General features: G+C 69.0%; 24 protein-coding genes and 1 pseudogene. 9 read left to right on the top strand and 16 right to left on the bottom strand.

Annotated elements, in window-relative coordinates; translation table 11 throughout:
* A partial coding sequence (locus C7T91_RS12995) for a protein-L-isoaspartate O-methyltransferase family protein (protein WP_108259620.1) occupies positions 1–461 on the top strand: 461 nt, incomplete at its 5' end.
* A gap of 274 nt (positions 462–735) precedes the next feature.
* On the opposite strand, the gene C7T91_RS12990 is transcribed toward C7T91_RS12995, so the two are convergent.
* Positions 736–1,452, bottom strand: a complete 717-nt coding sequence (locus tag C7T91_RS12990; protein ID WP_108259616.1) for an amidase family protein — start codon at positions 1,450–1,452, stop codon at positions 736–738.
* Entirely contained in the window at positions 1,449–1,631 is a 183-nt protein-coding gene (locus C7T91_RS35620; protein ID WP_407943296.1) for an NAD(P)-dependent oxidoreductase, read from the bottom strand. Before C7T91_RS35620 ends, C7T91_RS12990 begins: the two co-directional genes overlap by 4 nt.
* Between C7T91_RS35620 and C7T91_RS12985 the strand changes: the two genes are divergently transcribed.
* Positions 1,566–2,759, top strand: coding sequence for an AAA family ATPase (locus tag C7T91_RS12985; RefSeq protein ID WP_236638215.1), 1,194 nt, complete (start codon positions 1,566–1,568; stop codon positions 2,757–2,759). The two genes, C7T91_RS35620 and C7T91_RS12985, sit on opposite strands and share 66 nt — an antisense overlap.
* Positions 2,760–2,904: 145 nt before the next feature.
* Here the strand turns inward: C7T91_RS12985 and C7T91_RS12980 are convergent, their stop codons facing one another.
* The 3 genes from C7T91_RS12980 to C7T91_RS12970 are packed head-to-tail and all read right to left on the bottom strand — an operon-like array spanning position 2,905 to position 5,841.
* On the bottom strand, positions 2,905–3,945 hold the full coding sequence (locus C7T91_RS12980) for a M20/M25/M40 family metallo-hydrolase (protein ID WP_108259619.1): 1,041 nt from the start codon (positions 3,943–3,945) through the stop codon (positions 2,905–2,907).
* 5 nt (positions 3,946–3,950) lie between these two features.
* Complete coding sequence (locus C7T91_RS12975) at positions 3,951–4,886, bottom strand: polysaccharide deacetylase family protein (RefSeq protein ID WP_108259614.1); 936 nt, start codon at positions 4,884–4,886, stop codon at positions 3,951–3,953.
* 1 nt (position 4,887) lies between these two features.
* Complete coding sequence (locus tag C7T91_RS12970; protein WP_236638214.1) at positions 4,888–5,841, bottom strand: polysaccharide deacetylase family protein; 954 nt, start codon at positions 5,839–5,841, stop codon at positions 4,888–4,890.
* A 12-nt stretch (positions 5,842–5,853) separates the two neighbouring features.
* On the opposite strand from C7T91_RS12970, the gene C7T91_RS12965 reads away from it, so the two are divergent.
* The 4 genes from C7T91_RS12965 to C7T91_RS12950 all read left to right on the top strand — a co-directional run bounded on the left by C7T91_RS12965 (position 5,854) and on the right by C7T91_RS12950 (position 8,462).
* Positions 5,854–6,492, top strand: a complete 639-nt coding sequence (locus C7T91_RS12965; RefSeq protein WP_108259613.1) for a dual specificity protein phosphatase family protein — start codon at positions 5,854–5,856, stop codon at positions 6,490–6,492.
* Between the two features lie 280 nt (positions 6,493–6,772).
* Positions 6,773–7,477, top strand: coding sequence for a CoA transferase subunit A (locus tag C7T91_RS12960; protein WP_108259612.1), 705 nt, complete (start codon positions 6,773–6,775; stop codon positions 7,475–7,477).
* 100 nt (positions 7,478–7,577) lie between these two features.
* Positions 7,578–7,808, top strand: coding sequence for a DUF1028 domain-containing protein (locus C7T91_RS12955; protein WP_201742094.1), 231 nt, complete (start codon positions 7,578–7,580; stop codon positions 7,806–7,808).
* Positions 7,809–7,955: 147 nt separating this feature from the next.
* Complete coding sequence (locus tag C7T91_RS12950; protein ID WP_108259610.1) at positions 7,956–8,462, top strand: hypothetical protein; 507 nt, start codon at positions 7,956–7,958, stop codon at positions 8,460–8,462.
* Between the two features lie 9 nt (positions 8,463–8,471).
* Here the strand turns inward: C7T91_RS12950 and C7T91_RS33550 are convergent, their stop codons facing one another.
* Positions 8,472–8,759, bottom strand: a complete 288-nt coding sequence (locus C7T91_RS33550) for a hypothetical protein (protein WP_201742096.1) — start codon at positions 8,757–8,759, stop codon at positions 8,472–8,474.
* Here C7T91_RS33550 and C7T91_RS12940 point away from each other — a divergent pair.
* The 3 genes from C7T91_RS12940 to C7T91_RS40380 are packed head-to-tail and all read left to right on the top strand — an operon-like array spanning position 8,688 to position 9,968.
* On the top strand, positions 8,688–9,032 hold the full coding sequence (locus C7T91_RS12940) for a MotA/TolQ/ExbB proton channel family protein (RefSeq protein WP_407943295.1): 345 nt from the start codon (positions 8,688–8,690) through the stop codon (positions 9,030–9,032). The genes C7T91_RS33550 and C7T91_RS12940 overlap by 72 nt on opposite strands.
* Positions 9,019–9,408, top strand: a complete 390-nt coding sequence (locus tag C7T91_RS12935; protein WP_236638213.1) for a biopolymer transporter ExbD — start codon at positions 9,019–9,021, stop codon at positions 9,406–9,408. The genes C7T91_RS12940 and C7T91_RS12935 overlap by 14 nt, the downstream gene beginning before the upstream one ends.
* Positions 9,409–9,449: 41 nt before the next feature.
* On the top strand, positions 9,450–9,968 hold the full coding sequence (locus tag C7T91_RS40380) for a biopolymer transporter ExbD (protein WP_201742095.1): 519 nt from the start codon (positions 9,450–9,452) through the stop codon (positions 9,966–9,968).
* Between the two features lie 60 nt (positions 9,969–10,028).
* Here the strand turns inward: C7T91_RS40380 and C7T91_RS12920 are convergent, their stop codons facing one another.
* The 10 genes and pseudogenes from C7T91_RS12920 to C7T91_RS12875 all read right to left on the bottom strand — a co-directional run.
* Entirely contained in the window at positions 10,029–10,613 is a 585-nt protein-coding gene (locus C7T91_RS12920) for a TetR/AcrR family transcriptional regulator (protein WP_108259608.1), read from the bottom strand.
* A gap of 1,180 nt (positions 10,614–11,793) precedes the next feature.
* The gene (locus tag C7T91_RS33540) at positions 11,794–12,243 is read right to left on the bottom strand and encodes an ABC transporter ATP-binding protein (RefSeq protein ID WP_108259607.1); all 450 of its coding nucleotides are present in this window, start codon (positions 12,241–12,243) and stop codon (positions 11,794–11,796) included.
* A gap of 37 nt (positions 12,244–12,280) precedes the next feature.
* Positions 12,281–12,415 (bottom strand): annotated as a pseudogene (locus C7T91_RS33535) (hypothetical protein); the annotation flags it as partial.
* Positions 12,399–13,061 (bottom strand): isochorismatase family protein, encoded by a 663-nt coding sequence (locus C7T91_RS12905; RefSeq protein ID WP_108259606.1) that lies wholly within the window; start codon positions 13,059–13,061, stop codon positions 12,399–12,401. The pseudogene C7T91_RS33535 and the gene C7T91_RS12905, both read right to left, overlap by 17 nt.
* 70 nt (positions 13,062–13,131) lie before the next feature.
* On the bottom strand, positions 13,132–14,217 hold the full coding sequence (locus C7T91_RS12900) for an ABC transporter substrate-binding protein (RefSeq protein ID WP_108259605.1): 1,086 nt from the start codon (positions 14,215–14,217) through the stop codon (positions 13,132–13,134).
* Positions 14,218–14,278: 61 nt separating this feature from the next.
* Positions 14,279–15,349: an extracellular solute-binding protein gene (locus C7T91_RS12895; RefSeq protein WP_161555881.1), complete on the bottom strand. Its 1,071-nt coding sequence runs from the start codon at positions 15,347–15,349 to the stop codon at positions 14,279–14,281.
* 62 nt (positions 15,350–15,411) lie between these two features.
* The gene (locus C7T91_RS12890) at positions 15,412–17,403 is read right to left on the bottom strand and encodes an ATP-binding cassette domain-containing protein (RefSeq protein WP_108259604.1); all 1,992 of its coding nucleotides are present in this window, start codon (positions 17,401–17,403) and stop codon (positions 15,412–15,414) included.
* Positions 17,403–18,326 (bottom strand): ABC transporter permease, encoded by a 924-nt coding sequence (locus tag C7T91_RS12885; protein WP_108259603.1) that lies wholly within the window; start codon positions 18,324–18,326, stop codon positions 17,403–17,405. Before C7T91_RS12885 ends, C7T91_RS12890 begins: the two co-directional genes overlap by 1 nt.
* Before the next feature lie 7 nt (positions 18,327–18,333).
* Complete coding sequence (locus C7T91_RS12880) at positions 18,334–19,368, bottom strand: M29 family metallopeptidase (protein WP_108259602.1); 1,035 nt, start codon at positions 19,366–19,368, stop codon at positions 18,334–18,336.
* A gap of 12 nt (positions 19,369–19,380) precedes the next feature.
* A partial coding sequence (locus tag C7T91_RS12875; protein WP_236638212.1) for a hypothetical protein occupies positions 19,381–19,567 on the bottom strand: 187 nt, incomplete at its 5' end.

The following is a 19,567-nucleotide window of genomic DNA, read 5'->3' as shown; positions in this document are numbered from 1 at the left end:
CCTCGGTGGTGGCGCGCATGACCGAGGCGCTGAATGTCGGGCCGCGCGACACGGTGCTCGAGATCGGCACCGGCTCCGGCTACCAGGCGGCGGTGCTGAGCCATCTCGCCCGCCGGGTCTACACGATCGACCGCCACCGGCGTCTGGTCGAGGAGGCGCAGGCGCGGTTCCAGAAGCTCGACATTTCCAATGTCACCGCGATGACCGCCGATGGCAGCCGCGGCCTGCCCGCCGTGGCGCCCTTCGACCGCATACTCGTGACCGCCGCAGCCGAGGATCCGCCCGGCCCGCTCTTGGCGCAGCTGCGCGAGGGGGGTACAATGGTCGTGCCGGTGGGCCAGTCCCATTCGGTGCAGCGGCTGATCAAGGCGGTGCGGGGGCCTGACGGGGTGGAATACGAAGAGCTGGGCGATGTCCGCTTCGTTCCCCTTGTCGAGGGGCTCGGGCACGACGAGATATAGCCCCTGGACGGATCCTCCGGCCGGTGCCTGCGGGCAATCCGGCCCCATGTGTTTTTGTGATGCGCGACAACGCCCCTCAGAAAGGGCGGACGCCAGAAGGAAGATGAGCAGATGAGCCTCAAGCCGCCCCTCCTCCGTGCCGGTTCGCTCGCCGCCGCGGCCCTGGTCGCCGCCTGCACCAATGTCAGCCTGCCGGTCATGGGCACCAATCCGGGCAATGCGCCGGTCACCGCCACGACCGCCGCCCCGCCGCAGACCGACAGCCGCGGCGTGATCAGCTATCCGACCTATGACGCCGTGCGCGCCCAGCGGGGCGACACGCCGGTTTCGATCGCCAACCGGCTGGGCATCGAGGCGACGGCGCTGGCGCGGCATAACGGCCTGCCCGAGAATGCCGCGCTGCGCGACTCGGGCGCAGCCCGTGCACGCCGCAGGCATAGGCGGGATAGCGGATCGAGCCCGCAATATCCGTGCCGTGGCCGACATGGCCGAGCCCTGCCGCCACCGCAGCGCCCGCGCCGCCCGAGGAGCCGCCCGGGGTCAGCGCCGGGTTGACCGGGTTCAGGGTCTGGCCGTGAACCAGGTTCGAGGTGAACCAGCGGTAGGAGAAGGCCGGGGTGTTGGTCCGCCCGACCACCAGCGCACCCTCGCCGCGCATGTTGCGCAGGAAGGGCGCGTCGCGGTCGGCAACGAGGTTGGCGGCGGCCTTTAGCCCGTTGGTCGTGGCATGGCCCTTCTGGTCGGAGATCACCTTGATCGTCACCGGCACGCCCGCCAGGATCCCGCCGCCCTGTCCCGAGGCGATCCGGGCATCGAGCGCGGCAGCGTCGCGCAGCGCCTCCTCGGCGCAGTCCTGGACGATGGCGTTGATGCCGGGATTTACGGCGGCGATCCGCTCCAGCGTGGCAGCGGTCACCGCCTCGGCCCTGAGCCGTCCGGAAGACACCGCCGCGGCAAGCTCGCGGGCGGAAAGCGCGTTGGGGTCGGTCATGCCGTGTCCTTCAGGCTATCGCGCAGCGCGGCGAGGCTGCGGCTGATGCAGAGCGCGACGTTCTTCGATTCCGGCGCGCTGGCGGTATGCGGCGTCACCAGCACGCGCGGGTGGTGCCAGAACGGATGGCCCGCGGGCAGCGGCTCGACCGCGAAGACGTCGAGCGAGGCCCCGGCCAGATGGCCGCTGTCGAGCGCCGCCGCCGGATCGCCGCGGGCGCGCTCGGCAGCGTGATCCTCTACGGCCCGCCGGGGGTGGGCAAGACCTCGATCGCGCGCGCGGTGGGCAACATGCTGGGCAAGGAATTCCGCCCGCTCCACGCCACCCGCGCCGGGGTGGCCGAGCTGCGCAAGCTCGCCGACGAGGCGCGGATCCGGCCGCTCCTGATCTTCGTCGACGAGGTGCACCGCTTTTCCTCGACCCAGGCCGACGACCTGCTGTCGATTTGCGAGAACGGCACCGCCGATTTCATGGGCGCGACGACCGGCAATCCGTACCACGTGCTGACCCCGGCTCTGGTGTCGCGCTCGACGATCCTGCGGCTGGAGCCGATGACGCTCGGCGACATGGAGGAGGTGGTGCGCCGCGGGCTGGCACATCTGGCCGGGCAGGGCATCGAGGTCGCGATGTCGCCGGAGCAGGTGCGGATGGTCGCGGGCCGCTCGGGCGGCGATGCGCGCCGCGCGCTGACCACGCTGGAAAGCCTGGCGGTCGGCCATCCCGGCGGGGCGATCGAGATCACCGAGGCGATGCTGGAAGAGGCCTATGCCGCCGCGCCGGTCAATCATGACCGCTCGGGCGACCAGCATTACGACCTGGTCTCGGCCTTCGTGAAATCGATGCGCGGGTCCGATCCGGATGCGGCGCTCTATTGGCTGGCGCGGCTCGTGCATGCCGGCGAGGACCCGCGCTACATCGCGCGGCGGATCATGATCCATGCCTCCGAAGATGTCGGGCTGGCCGACAACACGGCGCTGCAGACCGCGGTCGCGGCGGCCACGGCGGTGGAGAAGATCGGCTATCCCGAGGCGCAGATCGTGCTGGCCCATGCCGCGCTGCATGTCGCGCGGGCGCCGAAATCGGCCTCGGCCAGCCGCGGCATCGGGCTGGCGCTTCAGGCGGCGGTGTCCGAGCCGCCTGCCGTGGTGCCGGCACCGTCCCGGTCGCCGGGGCGGTGGGCCAGACCGGTTGCAGTCGGCAGGGACGGCGGCATGTCTCCGGCCCGCCGCCTGCGCCAGCCCGACGGCGATGCCGCCGTCCGAGGCGTGGATGAACGCGGCAAGGCACAGCCGGTCCCGGCCCATTAACGGCGGTCCCCGCACGCTGTCTCCGGCGATGGTCCATCCGCCGAACAAGGCGCGGATCGCGATGGCGCACTGGAGCAGACATGCGCAGATATCGGTGACCGGCTTCGCGGTTCCGAAGGCGGCGGTCCTCCCTCGGCCTGCCCGGTCACAGGCGTTTCAGCGCGCGGGCCGCATGGGCGGGATGCTCGGCCCAGCTGCACGCGACCTCCCAGGCGAGGATCGCGCGCCATTCGCGGCTGTCCACCGGACCGATCTGGCCGAGATCGAACAGCGCCAGGTCGCGGCGGCTCTCGTCCCAGTCGATCAGCGCGGTGCGTCCGTCGGGGCAGGCCAGCAGGTTGCCGGGGGTCAGGTCGCCATGGATCACGGTCTCGCGGCGATGGGTCAGCGCATGCCAGGCGTCGCGGATGGTTTCGGCGACATCGGCGGGCAGGGCGGCCAGATGCAGGTCGCCGCCGTCATCGAGCGTCAGCAGCTCCCGCGCGGAGGCGAAGCCGGGACGCTGCGGCAGGGTCCGGCAGGCGGCGTGCAGCGCTTCGACCGCAAGGTCGGTCAGCGCGTCGAGCCGCAGGATCACCCGCGCCAGTTCCGAGATCGCCGAGCGCCCGTCGGCAAAGGCCGACCCGGCATGCGAGGCGCGTCCCTCGACCGCCACGCTGTACTTGCCGCGGCCCTTGCGGAAGGTGATCATCTCGTCGCCGCGCGCGGGCTCGGGGATCAGCGCGGCGCCGTGGCGGCGCGCCTCTGCCTGGATCAGCCGGTGCGAGGTCGGCGAGCCGATCTCCTCGTCGCTGTTGTAGATCAGCGTCACCGGTCCGGGCAGCGTTTCCCCGGCAGAAAGGATCGAACGCATCGCCGCCAGCGCCAGATAGCCGCCGCCCTTCATGTCGGCGATGCCGGGACCGAACTGGCGGTCGCCCTCGCGGCGGATCTCCACCGAGCCCGGCGCGCAGACCGTGTCGATATGGCTGGTCACCAGCACGCCCGGACCGGGACCCCCGGCAAAGCGCAGCACCAGATGCCCGCCCTGCCCGTCGCGCCCGGCGATCCGCTCGACCTTGGGACCCAGGGGGCGCGCCTCGGCCTCGATCAGATCGAGAAGCCGCGCGATGCCCGCCACGTCGCCGGTCGGCGTGTCGATCTCCACCCAGCCGAGGAGGCCCCTCAGCAGTTCTTCGCTCGTCACGTCCATCAGCTCAGGCTGTCCCCGTAATCCTGCCAGATCTGCGGCTTGATCCTCAGGTCCGCCACAGGATGGGCGGCAGCCCAATGCGCGGCAAGCTCCGATCCGGTTGCCGCCCAGACGCCGGGATGGGCCATCGCCTCGCGCAGGAAGGTCTCCAGGTTGTCGAAGCGGTGCCCCCAGCCCGAGCGCGCGGGCGAGACGCACATGTTGAAGAACCGGCCGCGGCGGTACTGCGCGCGGAACTCGGCGCGCCAGTTCCGCAGGAGCGGCTCGGGACGTTCGAGGCCGACGCCCTCGCGCGGGAACATCAGGAAGAACGTGTCGTCGAAATGATAGTAATAGGGCAGCGCCAGCAGCGCCTCGGGCGCGGCCTTGTCGGTCACCCACCAATAGGGCGCGTCATCGGCGAGGCCGTTGCCGAACCACTGGTAGCCCGCATCGCGCAAGAGGGCGATCGTGGCATCGCTGACCGCGCCGGTGGCATAGCGGTCGTCGGGGCGCGACAGCGAATGCCAGCCCGCCGGGCGCGTGCCGGTCGCGGCTTCGAGAATGCCGGTCGCCTCGGCGATGCGCGCGGCCTCCTCCTCGGGGGACAGCGAAGACGGGTCCTCGCCGAAGAGGCCCTGTGCGGAGATCTCGTGCCCGCCCGCCAGGATCGCCGCGATCTGCGCCGGATAGGCCTGCACGACGGCGGCCGGGACCGCGAAGGTCGCGCGGATGCCGAGTGCCGAAAAGAGCGCGAGGAAGGCGTCGAGCCCCTCGTTCATGCCGAAATGCCAGGTCGGCGCGCCGAGCTCCCTTGCGGTGATCCCGCCCGCACCGTTGGCCGGGTTGAAGTTCACCGTCAGGCCGAAGCCCATCTGCACCCCGTCGGGCCAGCTGGCAGCGCCGTCCGGGACAGCGGTCTCGTCGCTGGTGGTGTAGTTGTCCTTCCAGGGCATGTCAGGCCTCCGCGGCGTCGAGGGAATGGGTCGTGAGGATGTGGTCCGCCAGGGTCGCGCAGGTCGGGAACCAGACGCCCGGCAGGGTCTTCATCCGCTGGATCAGCCGCTGCAACATGTCGACGCGCATGGCATGGCCGGAGACGAAGGGGTGGAGCAGGAAGTTCACGTAGCCGCCGGTGCGGTACTGCTGCTCGAAGGCGGCCCACCAGATCTCGAAGACCTCGTCGACATCCATGATGCGCTGCGCGGCGTTCGGCGTGTCGAGCCAGCCGAAACTGAAATACATCGCGTCGTCGAGCGCATAGTGGAAGGGCAGCTGCAGGATCGGGTTCGCGCCTTGGGCGTCGTATTCGACGAAGGGCCGGTAGGTCGCCGAGGTGAAGGAGTTGTAGACGATCCCGTTTTCGCGCAGCAGCGCGGGGCTGTGGCTGGACCGGGTGCCGGTGATCTTGCTGCCGGCGATCGCCTCGAGGGCGGCGACGGCACGCGACAGATGCGCGGCCTCGGTCGCCGGGTCCTCGGGAACCTCGTGCTGCCACATGTGGTCGGCAAGCTCGTGGCCCGCGGCAACGGCACGGTGCAGCGCGTCGGGGTAGAGCTCGCAGATGCGGCCCGGGGTGAACAGCGTCACCTTGACGTCCTCGGCATCGAACATGTCGAGGATGCGCCAGATGCCGACGCGGCCGCCGAACTCGCCCTTGGCCTTCTGGCCCCAGGGTTCCTCCAGCAGGCGGCGCAGCAGCATCGCGTCGAAATCGAGGGTGAAGTTGACCGCGATCTTCCTGCCCTCGGGCAGCTTCAGGTCGCGGATCGGGCGGCGGCGGGCCGCCTGGCGGGCGGCAGCGGCGCCGAGCTCGGCCAGGGGCCTCTCGGCGCTGCGCCCGGTCCTGGCCGCCGCGCCCGCGCTCGCCTCCGCCCTTGCCGCGGCCTCGGCCGTCGCCGTCCTGCTCAAGGAACCCGCCGCATGAACGATCTCGACATTTCCGCCATCAAGGACGTCTTCGCCCGCGAGGATGCCGCCCGCGCGCCGATGCACCTGATCCATGGCGATATCGACGGCAGGGGGACGGACATCTATATCGGCAACAAGCAGGCGGCCTCGGACCCGGCGCTCCTGGCGGCGCACGGCATCGGCGCGGTGCTGAACTGCGCGGTCAATCTCGACATCAACATGGCGACCCGCCCCGATCCCGAGGCGCGGGCCCTGCCCTTCGGCTGGGGGCCGGTGCGCTACTACAAGCTCGGCATTGTCGACGGTGCCGGCAATCCGGCCTCCATGCTGCTGGCCGGCTACTACCAGCTCAAGGGGCTGATCGCGCAGGAGCTGCCGCGGAAGCCGAGCTATCCCTGGACCGGCGGCGGCAGCGTCCTGGTCAATTGCCGCGGCGGGCGCTCGCGCTCGGTTACGCTGGTCGCGCTGTTCCTGCATCTGGAATGTCCCGCCGCCTACCCGACGCTGCAGGCGGCGATCGACCATATCCGCACCGCGCGGGAACTCCATCCGCAGGAATGGCCGCAGGCGCCGAAACAGGTTCTTGTTGATGCCGCGGAATGGTCGGCCGATATGGTGCGGATGATCGAGCCGCATCTGCCCCGGAGCTGACCCATGCGCCCGCCCCGCCGTCCCGAGCCGCCCCGCCCCGCCTCCGCCGCCGAAGTCGCGCGGCTTACCGGCCCCGCGGCGCGACCCGCACCGGCGCGCTGGCGCCGGTTTTCGGTTACCGCCGCGCCACCCGCCTGGTGCGCGCGCTCTGACCCCCGCACGGCAATGCAACCGCAGCGAACTTGCCGGAACGATAGCCGATCCGGTATGCACCCATTCCGTTGACACCCTCGCTGCAGCGCGTCAAAAACCTCGGGAGTGGAGGCAAAGGGGATACCCAATGAAGAAAGTTTACGGATCGGCAGCCGAGGCGCTCGACGGCCTTCTGTTCGACGGGATGCTGATCGCGGCGGGCGGTTTCGGCCTGTGCGGCATTCCGGAACTTCTGATCCAGGCGATCAGGGAAGCGGGCACCAAGGACCTCACCGTCGCGTCCAACAATGCCGGCGTCGATGATTTCGGCCTCGGGATCCTGCTGCAGAGCCGCCAGGTCAAGAAGATGATGTCGTCCTATGTGGGCGAGAACGCGGAATTCATGCGCCAGTACCTCTCGGGCGAGCTGGAGCTGGAATTCAACCCGCAGGGCACCCTCGCGGAGCGGATGCGGGCCGGCGGCTGCGGCATCCCGGGCTTCTACACCAAGACCGGCGTCGGCACCCAGATTGCCGAGGGCAAGGAGCACAAGGAGTTCGACGGCGAAACCTACATCATGGAGAAGGGCATCTTCGCCGACATCTCCATCGTGAAGGCCTGGAAAGCCGACGAAACCGGCAACTGCATCTTCCGCAAGACCGCGCGCAACTTCAACCCGCCGGCCGCGATGTGCGGCAAGGTCTGCATCATGGAAGTCGAGGAGATCGTGCCGACCGGCTCGCTCGATCCCGACCACATCCACCTGCCCGGCATCTACGTGCACCGCCTGATCCAGGGCGAGCACGAGAAGCGCATCGAGAAGGTGACGACGCGCGCCCGCGCCGAGGCCTGACCCGCGATGCGGCCCGGGGCGCCGATGCGGGATCTTGCCTGGCTGGCCCTGCCGGCCGGGCTGGTCTTCGCCGCCTCGGCCGGCCCCGGCAGACGGTCCCGTGCCGCTGGCCGGGCGGCTCCTGGCCGCGCTGCGGGCCGGCGATGCCGCCGGGGGCGAGGTGAAGCAGGTGAGTTCGGCCGCGCTGAAGATCGCCGACGGGCAGAGCTTCCCGCTGGCGGACCTGCGCATCGACCATGACGCCGATCCGATCGCGGCGCTGGAGCGGCTCTGGGCGCTCTACGCCCCCGATATCCGCGCCTACGAGAAACGCGCGCTGGCGCCGCTCTGAGCGGGATCAGGGCGCCTTCCGTGCATTCAGGGCAGCCTTGACCGCAAAGCAAGCGCAGGGCACGCTCCTGTTGCGTAGCGTCACCTTGAAAATCGTGTTCACCGCAACTTGGCACCCTGTGTCCCGGTGCCCTGCCGGAGGTATGCCATGGCCATAGCCACCGACTACAAGTACATGAAGAATGCCGGAAAGCCCCCGCGCTTCGAGGAGGCGTTTGCCTTCAAGCACATCCTCAACGATACCGACAGCAACCCCGACTTCCTGAGCGAACGGCGGCCGCTCGACAAGAATGGTGCACGGCTGGGGCTGGCCGGACTGATCCAGAACACCGGCCGGGCCTATGCCCAGGCGATGAACCGCTTCAACACGTCATCAGCCTCGGCAGCCTTCGACACGATTCTCGAATGCGAGACGATCACGCCGCGGCCGACCTATGCAGATCTCCACGGACAGCGAAAATATTACCTCCCCGTCGAGCGCGGCTGGAAATTCGAGCGGATCGAGAATGCCTTCTCCCCGCCAAACCACACCCGCTACGAAGCTGTCCTGAGAGCCCAATTTTCCTCGAACAGGGTTGCCAACATGTCCTGCATGGGTTCGCCAGGGGTGGTGAACCATTGGGACCAGGCCGACAACATGGCCTGGTTCAGCTAGGGCTGCCGGTCAGGCCGCGGCGTCGTCCGGCGTTTCGGCAAGCCGCGCGATCAGCGCCGCGAAGAGCGTCGCGCGTTCGCCGAGCGAGGCGATCACGATGCGTTCGCGGCGCGAACAGGTGTCGAAGCAGACCGGACCCAGCCCGTCCAGCGTCGGCACGCCGAGCGCCGCGCCGAAACTGCCGTCCGAGCCCGCGGCGTTCCGGCCGCGGAGCTGCGCGACCGCGTGCTGGCGCGGCTGGAACGCGATTTCGGCCGGGTCGGCGCCGGGCTGCGGGTACTGGAGATCGTTGCGCAAGTTGCGCCGCTCCTGGGGCTCTTCGGCACCGTGCTTGGCATGATCGATGCCTTCCGCCAGCTTCAATCCGCCGGGAGCGGCGCTGATCCGAGCCTTCTGGCGGGTGGCATCTGGGTCGCCCTGCTGACCACCGCGGCCGGGCTTGCCGTGGCGATGCCCGCCTCGGTCCTGCTCGGCTGGTTCGATGCAAGGCTGGCTCGGCACCGCCGGACCGCCGACGAGGCGCTGGAGGAGCTGCTGGCGCCAGGGGTTCTGACCCATGGCGCTGGCTGAGCTGCCCCGGCGGCGGCCGGGTCTGTCGATGACGTCGCTGATCGACGTGATATTCCTGCTGCTGCTCTTTTTCATGCTGTCCTCGACGTTTTCGCGCTCCGGCGAGATCGAGATCGCCACCGCCGCGCAGGGGACTGCGGCTGCGCCCCCCGAGTCCGAGGCGCGGCTGGTCTTCCTGCGGCTGGGCGCGGACGGGATCAGCGTCAATGGCCGTCCGGTCGCCCCTGAGGAGCTGCGCGCCGCCGTGGAGGATCAGGGGCCAGGGCCGCGCCATCTGGTGCTGAGCGTGACGGAGGCGGCCACCGCGCAGGCTCTGGCCGATGCGCTCCTGCCGCTGCAGACGGTCGCCGATGCGCGACTGACGGTGCTGGAATGAGGCGCAGGCGTCAGGGTCAGGCGCGCAGCTCCGGCGATCCGGTGCTGCCGCTCATCAATATCGTGTTTCTGATGCTGATCTTCTTCCTGGTCGCCGCGCAGCTGGCCCGGCCGCGGGATCCGGCGCTGAAGCTGGTGCAGACGGCCGATCCCGCCACGCGCCCGCCCGCCGATGCGGTGGTGCTGGATGCGGCCGGGCAGGTCAGCTTCCGCGGGGCGCATTCCGATGCCGGGGCCACCTTTACACGCCTCTCCGCAGAGGGCAGCGAGCTGCGCCTCGGCGCTGGCGACCCGGACGCGGTAGGGCGCGGGGTCGATGCGGTAGAGCACGTCGCCGGTTTCGACGCGGCTGCCCTGGGTGAAGACCCGCTCCTCGACGATGCCGCCGATCCTGGGCCGCACCTCGGCGGTGCGGGTCGCGGAAATTCGCCCGGGAAGGTCGGTGACGATGGGCAGCGCCTCGGGCACCATCTCGAGCACCGCAACCGGCGTGGGCGGGGCGTCTGCCTGCTGGGCAAAGCTGGCAGGGGCGGCGAAAACGGCCGCGGCAACGATACTTGACAGTCTCATCCTGGTCCTAACGAGCGGAATTTTTTAGATGGCGTGGAAAAAGCGGATGGGTCATCCGGCGGAGTGCTTTTCCGCCGCGGCGGCATCCGCCAGCCCGGCGATGTCCTCCAGAAGTGTCTGGCGCTCGGCGTCGCCGAAGCTGTTGAAGCCGAGATATTCGATCAGCTGGAGACCGCTGAGCGCCAGGTAGGCGAGGGCGGCCCGGCGCGGATCTGCGGCTTCTGCCTGAACGCGGGCCATTTCGGCGGTGAAGGACTCGCGCAGCAGGCGGCGGAGGTCGTCGTCGCTGCGGACGCCGAGCGAGACGATCACGGCGGTGGCCATGTCGTCTTCCGACGGGGCCTGCCGCGACGCCGCGACAAGTCCGGACAGCAGGGCGTTCGCACCGCCGGAGAAGGGTTCGGTCGCGGCTGCGACCTTGGCCTGGTGCTCCTCGATCCGTTCCCGGACATAGGCCATCAGCAGGTTGTGCTTGGTGTCGTAGTCGTAGAGCACGCTCGCCTTGCTGATGCCGCATTCGCGGGCGACCGCCTCGATCGACAGGCCCTGCATCCCGTCTTCGCGCACGACGGCCTCGATGGCATCGAGCATTCTTGCCTTGTCAATCACGCGCTTGCGGCCCACCGGCACCCTCATTCTCGATTTCCAACCGTTCGGTCGTAAATCTATGCTGCAGCGCCGCAATTCAAGTAACGCCTTGATAACGATGTTGTCACGAGCCGTGAGCGAGGAGGCGGCAGGACAGCAAGACGATGGCCCGCCATCGCGCAGGCGCAGGTCACGCTGCTCCGGCACAACCGTGCCGGGCGCGATCCGGAGCCTGCAGGGCGCCGCGAAGCTCCGTCTGAACCGGGGGCGCTGCCGCTGCCCGGGCACGGCAGGCTCGATCCCTGCCTGGTCCCGGGGCCTTCCTGCCGGTGGGGTGTCCCCCTCCGTCTGCACGCCGGGGCGCGTTTCCGCAAGCGAGCGGCATGCCCGGCCTGTCGGGCGCAGACGCGGATGATGCGGGTGCCGAGGCCGGCGCCTTGGCGATGAGGGCCCCGGCAAGAGCTCTTCGCGCAACCTTCGGAGGCGGCTTGACCGGGCCCCGGCCCTTCGCCGCACGCGATGTCCCCTCTGCCGGAGGCTTCCGGATTTCTCCGTCCGGCCGAATGGCGATGGCCGGCGCCAAAGAGCCGCTCAGGCCCCCTCTCGGCGGCTGATGTCGCAAGCGCCATGAGCAGCCCCCGCAGCAGCGTGCCGCTGGCTTGCCGGCTGGAGGCGATTGCGGCGACCCAGCCATTGCGACTTGTGCCCGGTGCTATTGGCGTTGCCGGGGGGCATCCCGGCGGAGCTTCCACGCGCCATAGCCGGGGACCTTGATCCCCTCCTGCGCTGTCCGGGCGGGTCGCTGTCCGTGCCCATTGCCGGCGGGCAGAGCCAGCGGAGACCCGAAACGGAGATGCAGGCTCCGCGCGCCGATCGGCAACTGTCCGCGAAACAGCGCCGCGCAGCCCGGTCTGGACCGGATGACACCGGTACCGCAGAGCGGGCGTGGTCCATTTGCGTCTCGCGGGCCCGCCGCGACGGTGCGGAGAACCGCGGAGCGCGCGGCAATGTCCGGCCATGCCCAAATGCGCGGGGCGGGGCGACAGCGGCGGAGAGCGGGCCGCGGGATTTCCGATGACGCAGCCATGAGAGGCAATCCAAGAGGTCCCCGCGCCGATGGGACCGGGAAGGTCCGGCGCGCTCCGATCTGCCGCACCCGGCCTGCGCCGCCAGTTGCGGCCGCAGGACGGCGCCGCCTGCCGGGACCGCCGCTGCGACCCGCGGCCGGTCAGAAAAAGGCGATCCTAGGGCCGTTCGGACCGGTGCTGACCGCTGCATCGACGGCGAAGACCTCGCGGATCAGCGCCGCGGTCAGGACCTCTTCGGGACGGCCATGGGCCACCAGCTCTCCGCTGCTCATCACGGCGATTTCGTTGCAGAACGCCATGGCCTGGTTGAGGTCGTGCAAGGCCACGACCACGCGCGTTCCCAGCTGGGGCAGCAGCCGCATCAGGTCGAGCTGGTGGCGGATGTCCAGGTGATTGGTCGGCTCGTCCATCAGCAGCTCGCGCGGTTCCTGGGCGAGGGCGCGGGCAATCTGCACGCGCTGCCGTTCGCCTCCCGACAGCGTGGTCCAGGGCTGCGCGGCGCACTCGGCCATCCCGGTGCGCTCGAGGGCGCTGCGGACGATCTCTTCGTCGCGGCTGCTCCAGGCGCCCCACGCGCCGCGATGCGGCATCCTGCCGAGCGCGGGCCGTTCCGAAGAGCTGCCGGTGGCCCAGATGCAGCCCGTCGAAATTGCCGAGCAGGAGCACCGCGCCGCGCAGCGCGGCGGGGGCAGGGCGCCTGCCGTCGAGCACCGGCAGGCCGGGAAGCCGCGCCCGGTCCTCCGGTTCAGGAGAGGGTCGCATACCAGTCGAGCACTTCGTCCACGCCGACGCAGTCGGCATATTTCTTGTGCATGTCGTAGAGATTGGCGAAATGCGGGCTCTCGTGCAGGTCGGCCACGCATTCCACCGGCACGATGGTGCGGAAGCCGCGCGACAGGCTGTCGACCACGGTGGCGCGCACGCAGCCCGAGGTCGAGCCGCCGGTGACGATCACAGTGTCGATCTTGTGGTGGATTGCCAGCGAGGTCAGGTGGGTTTCGTAGAAGGCCGAGGGCATCTTCTTGTTCAGGACGACGTCGCCTTCGGCGATGTCCAGCCGCGGATCGAGCGCGGCGCGCGGCGAGCCGATCTTGATGTTCTGCAGGCTGTCGGGCGTGTCGGTGCGGGTGCCGAACATCCCGCAATCATCGCCCGAGGGCGAGAAGGCGACATAGGTCCAGACCACCGGCAGGCCGAGGCGCCGGGTCTCGGCGGCCAGCCGGTTGACGTGTTCGGTCTGGCGCGGATCGGTCTCGTAGGCGGTCACATAGGTGTCCGGCTGGGTATAGGCGCATTGCAGATCGACATTGATCAGCATCGGCCGCGTGCCGAAGCCGTAGCGCGGGCGGGCAGGGTTGGCGCGCAGATGCTCGAACATCTGGCGGGCGGTCATTTCGGACAGTTCCATCGGGGGCTCCGGGTCTTCGGGTCGGTCTTTCGGGAGGCCGGGGCCTGGGCGGGCCCCGGCCAGGACGCGCTCAGGCGCGGCTCATCCAGTCCAGCCAGCGCGGCTGGACTTCCGGCGTGTTGGCGGCCCACCAGGCCTCGTCGATCTGCAGGTTGCGCGCGGCATTGGCCGGGAAACCCGGCAGCTGCTCCTGCATATCGGCGGGAATGCCGCCGTAGATCGAGGTGTTCGCCACCACGAAGGGCAGCGAGGAGGCATAGGCCAGCATGCCCTCGGGCTGCATCATCCAGGCCAGCAGCTTCTGCGCCTCCGCCCCGCCCGGCGCGCCTTTCGGGATCGTCCAGTAGGATTGCTCGACGATGCTTTCATTGAAGGTGAAGCCGATCTTGCCGCTGCGCTTCTTCTCCTCCAGCGTCCGCGCCAGGCTCGAGCCCATCAGGTCGACCTCGCCGTTCTGCATCAGCACCGCCCATTGCGAAGTCTTCTCGACCCAGAGATCGATCTTGGGGCGGAGCGCGTCGAGCGCCTCGAAGGCCTCGTCTATGTTGATCGGATAGATCTCCTCGGGCGGCACCCCTGCGGCCATCAGCGCGATCTCGAAGGACGGGCGCGGCTGGGCATAGAGCGCGCGGCGCCCCTTGAAGCGGTCGGTATCGGCCCATTCGGTCCAGGTCTGCGGGCCCTCGCCGCCGAACAGGTCCGTGTTCCAGGCGATCACCGTCGAGAAGGCGACCGAGCCGATGCCGTATTCCTTGACCACCTTCGGGTCGATCGTCTCCTTCGGCACCAGCGAGAACACCATGTCGTAGTCGATCGGCTGCAGCAGGCCCTTCCGGATCGCCAGCTGCATCTGCGTGCCCTCGGTGTCGATCAGGTCCCATTCGACATTGCCGACGGTCTCCATCACCTCGAGCTTGGCCATGTCTGGGATCGAGGTGGTCGAGACGCCGATGCCGGAGACCTCGGCGAAGGGATCGAACCAGATGCGCTGCATCTCGTCGGCATAATGTCCGCCCCAGGTGCAGACCACCAGGCTGCCGCTGCCCCCGAGGGCCGGGAAATCCTGCGCCAGGCCGGGGCGCAGCCCGGTGCCGAGCGCGAGGGCCGAAGCGGCGGTGCCGCCCATGAAGCCGCGCCGTGTCGTGAAAGTCGTCATTCGCGTGTCCCTGTCCGGATAGCTGAAAGGGCCCGGGCGGCGGCCCGCCCGGGACGGCGGATCACTGGCGGCTCAGCCAGTCGAGCCAGCGGGTCTGCACCTCGGCATCATGGTCGAACCACCACTGGGCGTTGATGCGCATGACGTTTTCCGCGTTCTTGGGCGCGCCCGGCAGCTTGGCCATGGTCGCCTCGGGCAGGCCGTCAAGCGCGGTCAGGTTGGCCATGCCGTAATAGGGAAGGTCCATGAGCGACGCGCGCTGGCCTTCGGCGAGCATCATCCAGGCGACGAGCTTCTGCGCATCCTCGACATTCGGCGCGTTCTTCGGGATGGTCCAGTAGGACTGCTCGACGATGCTTTCGTTGAAGGTCAGCGCGAAGGGCTCGCCCTCCTCGATCTGCGCGGTGGTGCGCGCCAGGCTGGAGCCCATCAGGTCGACTTCGCGGTTCTGGATCAGCACGTCCCATTGCGAGGTCTTCTCGACCCAGAGATCGACCTTCGGCCCAATCTTGTCGAGCGCGGCGAAGGCGCGGTCGATGTCGATCGGATAGATCTCGTCCGGCGCCACGCCATCGGCCATCAGCGCGATCTCCAGCGCGGGCTTCGGACGGGCATAGAGCGCGCGGCGGCCGGGGAAGGCCTCGGTGTCGAAGAACTCGGTCCAGTCCTGCGGCCCCGCGGTGCCGTATTCCTCGGCATTCCAGGCGATCACCGTCGAGAAGGAGACCGAGCCGATGCCGAATTCCTCCATCTGCGACGGGTCGAGCTGGTCTTCGGGGACGAGCTGGAAGATCAGGTCATAGTCGATCGGCGCCAGCAGGTCGTCCTTCATCGCCAGGAGCATCTGGTTGCCCTCGAAATCGACCACGTCCCATTCGACATTGCCGACCTGGTCCATGATCTTCAGCTTGGCCACGTCCGGGATCGAAGTGAAGGAGATGTCGATGCCGGTCTCGTCGGGGAAGTTGCCGTACCAGAGCCTGTGCATCCGGTCGACGGTCGGGCCGCCCCAGTTGTTGACGATCAGCATGCCGTCGCCGCGGAAGGCCTCGGGGGCTTCGGCCAGCGCCGGGGCCGCGGCGAGGACGGGCAGCGCCGCGGCCAGGAGGGCAGTTCTTGCAGTCAGGGTCATGGGAAACTCCTTGTTGGGGGGAACGGGCCGTTGGCCGGCCTCTATTCGGGAAGCGAGGGCCCTCAGCGGGCCATCGCGTGGGACATCTCCGGCGCCCAGGACAGGCGGCGGCGCTCGCCCGGGACGGGCGGGGCGATGGTGCCGTCGAGCGGACGGGTGACCACCATCGGGCCCAGATCCGTGTCGAACTGCATCCTGAGCTGGCTGCCGAGGAAGCGGGACTCGGTCACGGTGCCGTCCACGGCCCAGTCAGGCGCGGCGGCGGCGTCGATCTGGACCGCCTCGGGACGCACGCAGAGCACGGTCTCGCCCGCGCGCGCGCCCGGCAGCGGAAGGCTGCGCCCGCCGAGGCTCAGCCGGTCACCCGAGGCCGCGCCGCGGAAGAGGTTCGACTCGCCGAAGAAATGCGCGACGAAGCTGTTGGCGGGCTTCAGGTACAGATCCTTCGGCGCGGCGACCTGCTGGATGCGGCCCTCGTTCACCACCGCAACGCGGTCCGACATGTTCAGCGCCTCTTCCTGGTCATGGGTGACGAAGATCACCGTCTGGCCGAGGCTCTGCTGCAGGCTGCGGATCTCGCGCTGCATGTCGACGCGCAGGTTGCGGTCGAGCGCGGAGAGCGGCTCGTCCATCAGGAGCGCCCGCGGACCGAAGGAGATCGCGCGCGCCAGCGCGATGCGCTGCTGCTGGCCGCCCGAAAGCTGGCCGATCCGGCGGTCGGCGAAGTCCTGCATGTGGACGCGGGACAGCGCCCAGGCGACGCGGCGCGCCTGCTCGTCCTTCGGCATCTTCCGCGCGCGCAGCGGATAGGCGACGTTCTGCGCCACCGTCATGTGCGGGAAGAGCGCGTAGGACTGGAACACCACGCCGATGTCGCGCTGGTGCGGCGGCACGCGGGAGATGTCGCGGTCGCCGAGCATCAGCCGTCCGCTGTCGGGCGAGATGAAGCCAGCGATCAGCATCAGCAGCGTCGTCTTGCCCGAGCCCGACGGGCCGAGGATGGTCAGGAACTCGCCCGGGCGGACCGAGAAATCGGCTTCCTCGACGGCCGCCTTGTCGCCGTAGAACTTGCTCAGGCGGTGGAAATGGATGCCGTATCCGTGCTGCTCGTCGCTCATCTTGGCTTTCTCTCGCATGGTATCTGCGGGCCCGGCGGCGGGAGCCGGGATCGTCGGGGGCGGGATGTCCGCCGTGTCGGGGCGCAGGGTCTCGGCACTGGCCGCCGCGCCGAGCGAACGCGGCACGCGCCGCGCCCGGCCCTGGCGGAGCCGGGACCAGAGGTTCCAGCCGCCGAAGGCCGCCAGCACCAGGAAGAGCTGCAGCGAGGCGATCGAGGTGATCGACTTGTCGAGCCCGTTCTGGCTGAGGCTTTCCCAGATCTTGCGCGGCAGCGTCTCGAAGCGCGGTCCCGCCAGCAGCTGGGCCAGCACCACTTCGTCGAAGGAGAAGACGAAGGAGAAGACGGCGGCGGCGAGGATCGCGGGCAGCAGGAGCGGCAGGATCACCTCGAAGAGCGTGCGGATCTGCGAGCCGCCGAGCGAGGCGGAGGCGCGCTCGTAGGCCGGGTCGAGGCTGGCGAGCCGCGACATGACCGGCATTACCACGAAGGGCAGCACCACCACCGCATGGGCCATCGCCAGCGGCCAGACCGAGCCCAGCAGGCCGTTCCGGGCGAAGACGATGTAGAGCCCGACGCCGATCACCATCAGCGGCACGATCATCGGCGCGATGAAGAACATCTTGAGGACCTTGGCGAAGCCCGGATGCTTGACGCGGGAAATCCCGATGGCGGCGGCGGTGCCGATCACCGTGGCGAAGAGCGTTGCCAGCACGGCGACCTTCAGCGACAGCCAGGCGGTGCGCCCCCAGCGCGGGTCCTCGATCAGGCCGGTGTACCATTCCAGCGAGAACTCTTCGGGGGGAAAGACGATGGCATTGCCCTGGCCGAAGCTGATCGGCACCATCAGCAGGATGGGCAGCATGATCAGCGCCAGCATGACCCAGCCATAGGCCTTGAGCGCGATGAGCGCGCGGCCGCGGACGAGGAACTCCATCAGCGTCCTCCCTTGTCGTAGATGCGGTCGATGCCCGAGACCCGGTCGTAGATGATCAGCAGTCCGAGGCAGAAAACGAGAAGCAGCATCGAGGTCGCGGCCGCGAGCTGCAGGTTGCCCAGCGTCTGGATCTGGTCGCGGATCGCCAGAACGATGGTGGGGGCGCGCCCTCCGCCGAGGATCGCCGGGGTGATGAAGAAGCCGAAGGCCAGGGTGAAGACCAGCATCGAGCCCGCGACCAGCCCGGGCAGGCTGAGCGGCAGGTAGACCTCGCGGAACACCCGCGCGGGCGGGGAGCCGAGGCTGAGGGCCGCGCGCACATAGGCGGGGTCGATTGCCTTCATCGCCGGGATCAGCGTGATCACCATGAAGGGCAGCAGGATGTGGATCAGCCCGACATAGACGCCGAACTTGTTGTAGACGAGCTCCAGCGGCTGGTCGATCAGCCCTGTGTTGACCAGCAGGTTGTTCACCACGCCGCGCCGCTGCAGGATGATGATCCAGCTGAAGGTCCGCGCGAGGAAGCTCAGCCAGAGCGTAACGAACAGGACCATCCCCATCCAGGCGGCGAAGCGCGAGCGGATGTTCACCATCAGATAGGCCAGCGGATAGGCCAGCAGCGCGCAGGCAAGCGTGGTGACGAAGGCCAGCTGCAGCGTGAAGCCGAGGAGCCGCAGGTAGACCGGCTGCATCAGGTCCCCGTAGCCCTTCAGGCTGAAGCCCTCGGAACTGCCGCCGCCGAAACTCATCCAGAGGAGCACGATCAGGGGCAGCACGAAGACCGCCGCCATCACGGCCATCGGCAGCGCCATCAGCGACAGGGTCAGCCCGCGCTGCTGGCGCTCCCAGGCGGTGGCGCCGTGGCGGCGCTCCTCCGGGCGGAGCCGGGCGATCCCGGCCTCGGTTGCGTCGATCTGGGTCATCGCCGCCTCAGACCGCCATCTCGGGGATCGCCACGCGGCCCTTGTCGATCACCGTCACCCCGTCGAGCGACAGCGAGGTCTTCCGCAGCGGCATGTCGAGATGGCACATCGTGTCGTTCTTGCCGCCGAGTTCGGTATTCGGGCCCAGCGAGAACAGCACGTTGCCGTAGTAGCTCAGCGAGTTGACGCTGATTTCCTCGGTGCGGGTGCGGGTGATGGCGCGGTGGAACCAGGTGGCGCTGTCGAGGAGGCCCCAGCCGATATGGCTGATCGCATAGGCGCGCGGGTCGCGGAAGCTTTCCATGTAGTCGCGGATCAGCGGCGCATCCATGCCGTCGCCGTCGATGCCGGTGACCTTGCCGCCCTCGATGGTCAGCTTCACCGGGCTCTCGATCATCCGCTGGAAGGCGGTAACGGTGTCGCCCGGCATCAGCATCACCGTGCCCTCGACCATGCCGTCATGCGCCTGGCTCAGCACCTGGCCGGTGCCCATGTGGTCCCAGCGGCCGGGCGTGTCGGTATAGCCGTATTGCGTCATCACCCTGTAGCCGCCCATCTGGAAGGTCGCGTCGGTGCCGTTCTCCGACCAGATGCGCAGGGTCTTGGCCTGCCCGAGCATCTTCTCGCCGAACTCGATCCGGCGGCGCAGGTCGGGGTTCGGGAAATTCGCGGCAAGCACGTCGAAAGGTTCGCGCACGAAGAGCATCCTTGCGCCCGCCGCGCAGATCTCGTCCTGCTCGGGCGAGAACAGCGTGCCCATCACGTCGATGACCAGGTCCGCCTTCTTCAGCGCCTCGATGACGGGCCGGTTGCCGGCAATCGCGGTGCGCCCGGTGGTCTGGCGGGCCGAACGCTTCTCGCGCAGCGGCACCGTCACCTGGAAGGGCGTCGCCCCCATCTCGCGCGCGGCGATCAGGAAGGCCTTGGCGTAATCGGCGCGGATGTCGTCCTCGCAGAGGACGATCACCGTTTCATGGGGCTTCAGCGCGCAGAGCTTCAGCTGGTCGGTGAAGAGCTTCACCATTTCATGCTGGGTTGCCATGGAACCGCCCCCTCAGTCGATCAGCGCGGCGCGGCGCGCCTCGGCGACCATGCCGGCCGTGTCGAATTCCGAGACCAGCCGTTCGCGCATCCGCGGCGCCGGGCTGGCGTTGACGTTCTCGAAAAGCGCGACGCGGCCCGCCAGGGAGGAGCAGGTGAGATCCCAGATGAAGTTCATCACGTGCTCTTTCTCCATGCCC

The organism is Mangrovicoccus ximenensis, assembly GCF_003056725.1.
GTDB lineage: Bacteria > Pseudomonadota > Alphaproteobacteria > Rhodobacterales > Rhodobacteraceae > Mangrovicoccus > Mangrovicoccus ximenensis.
Note: the sequence above shows the minus strand (reverse complement) of the source record. Positions and strands in the feature narration are given on the sequence as shown.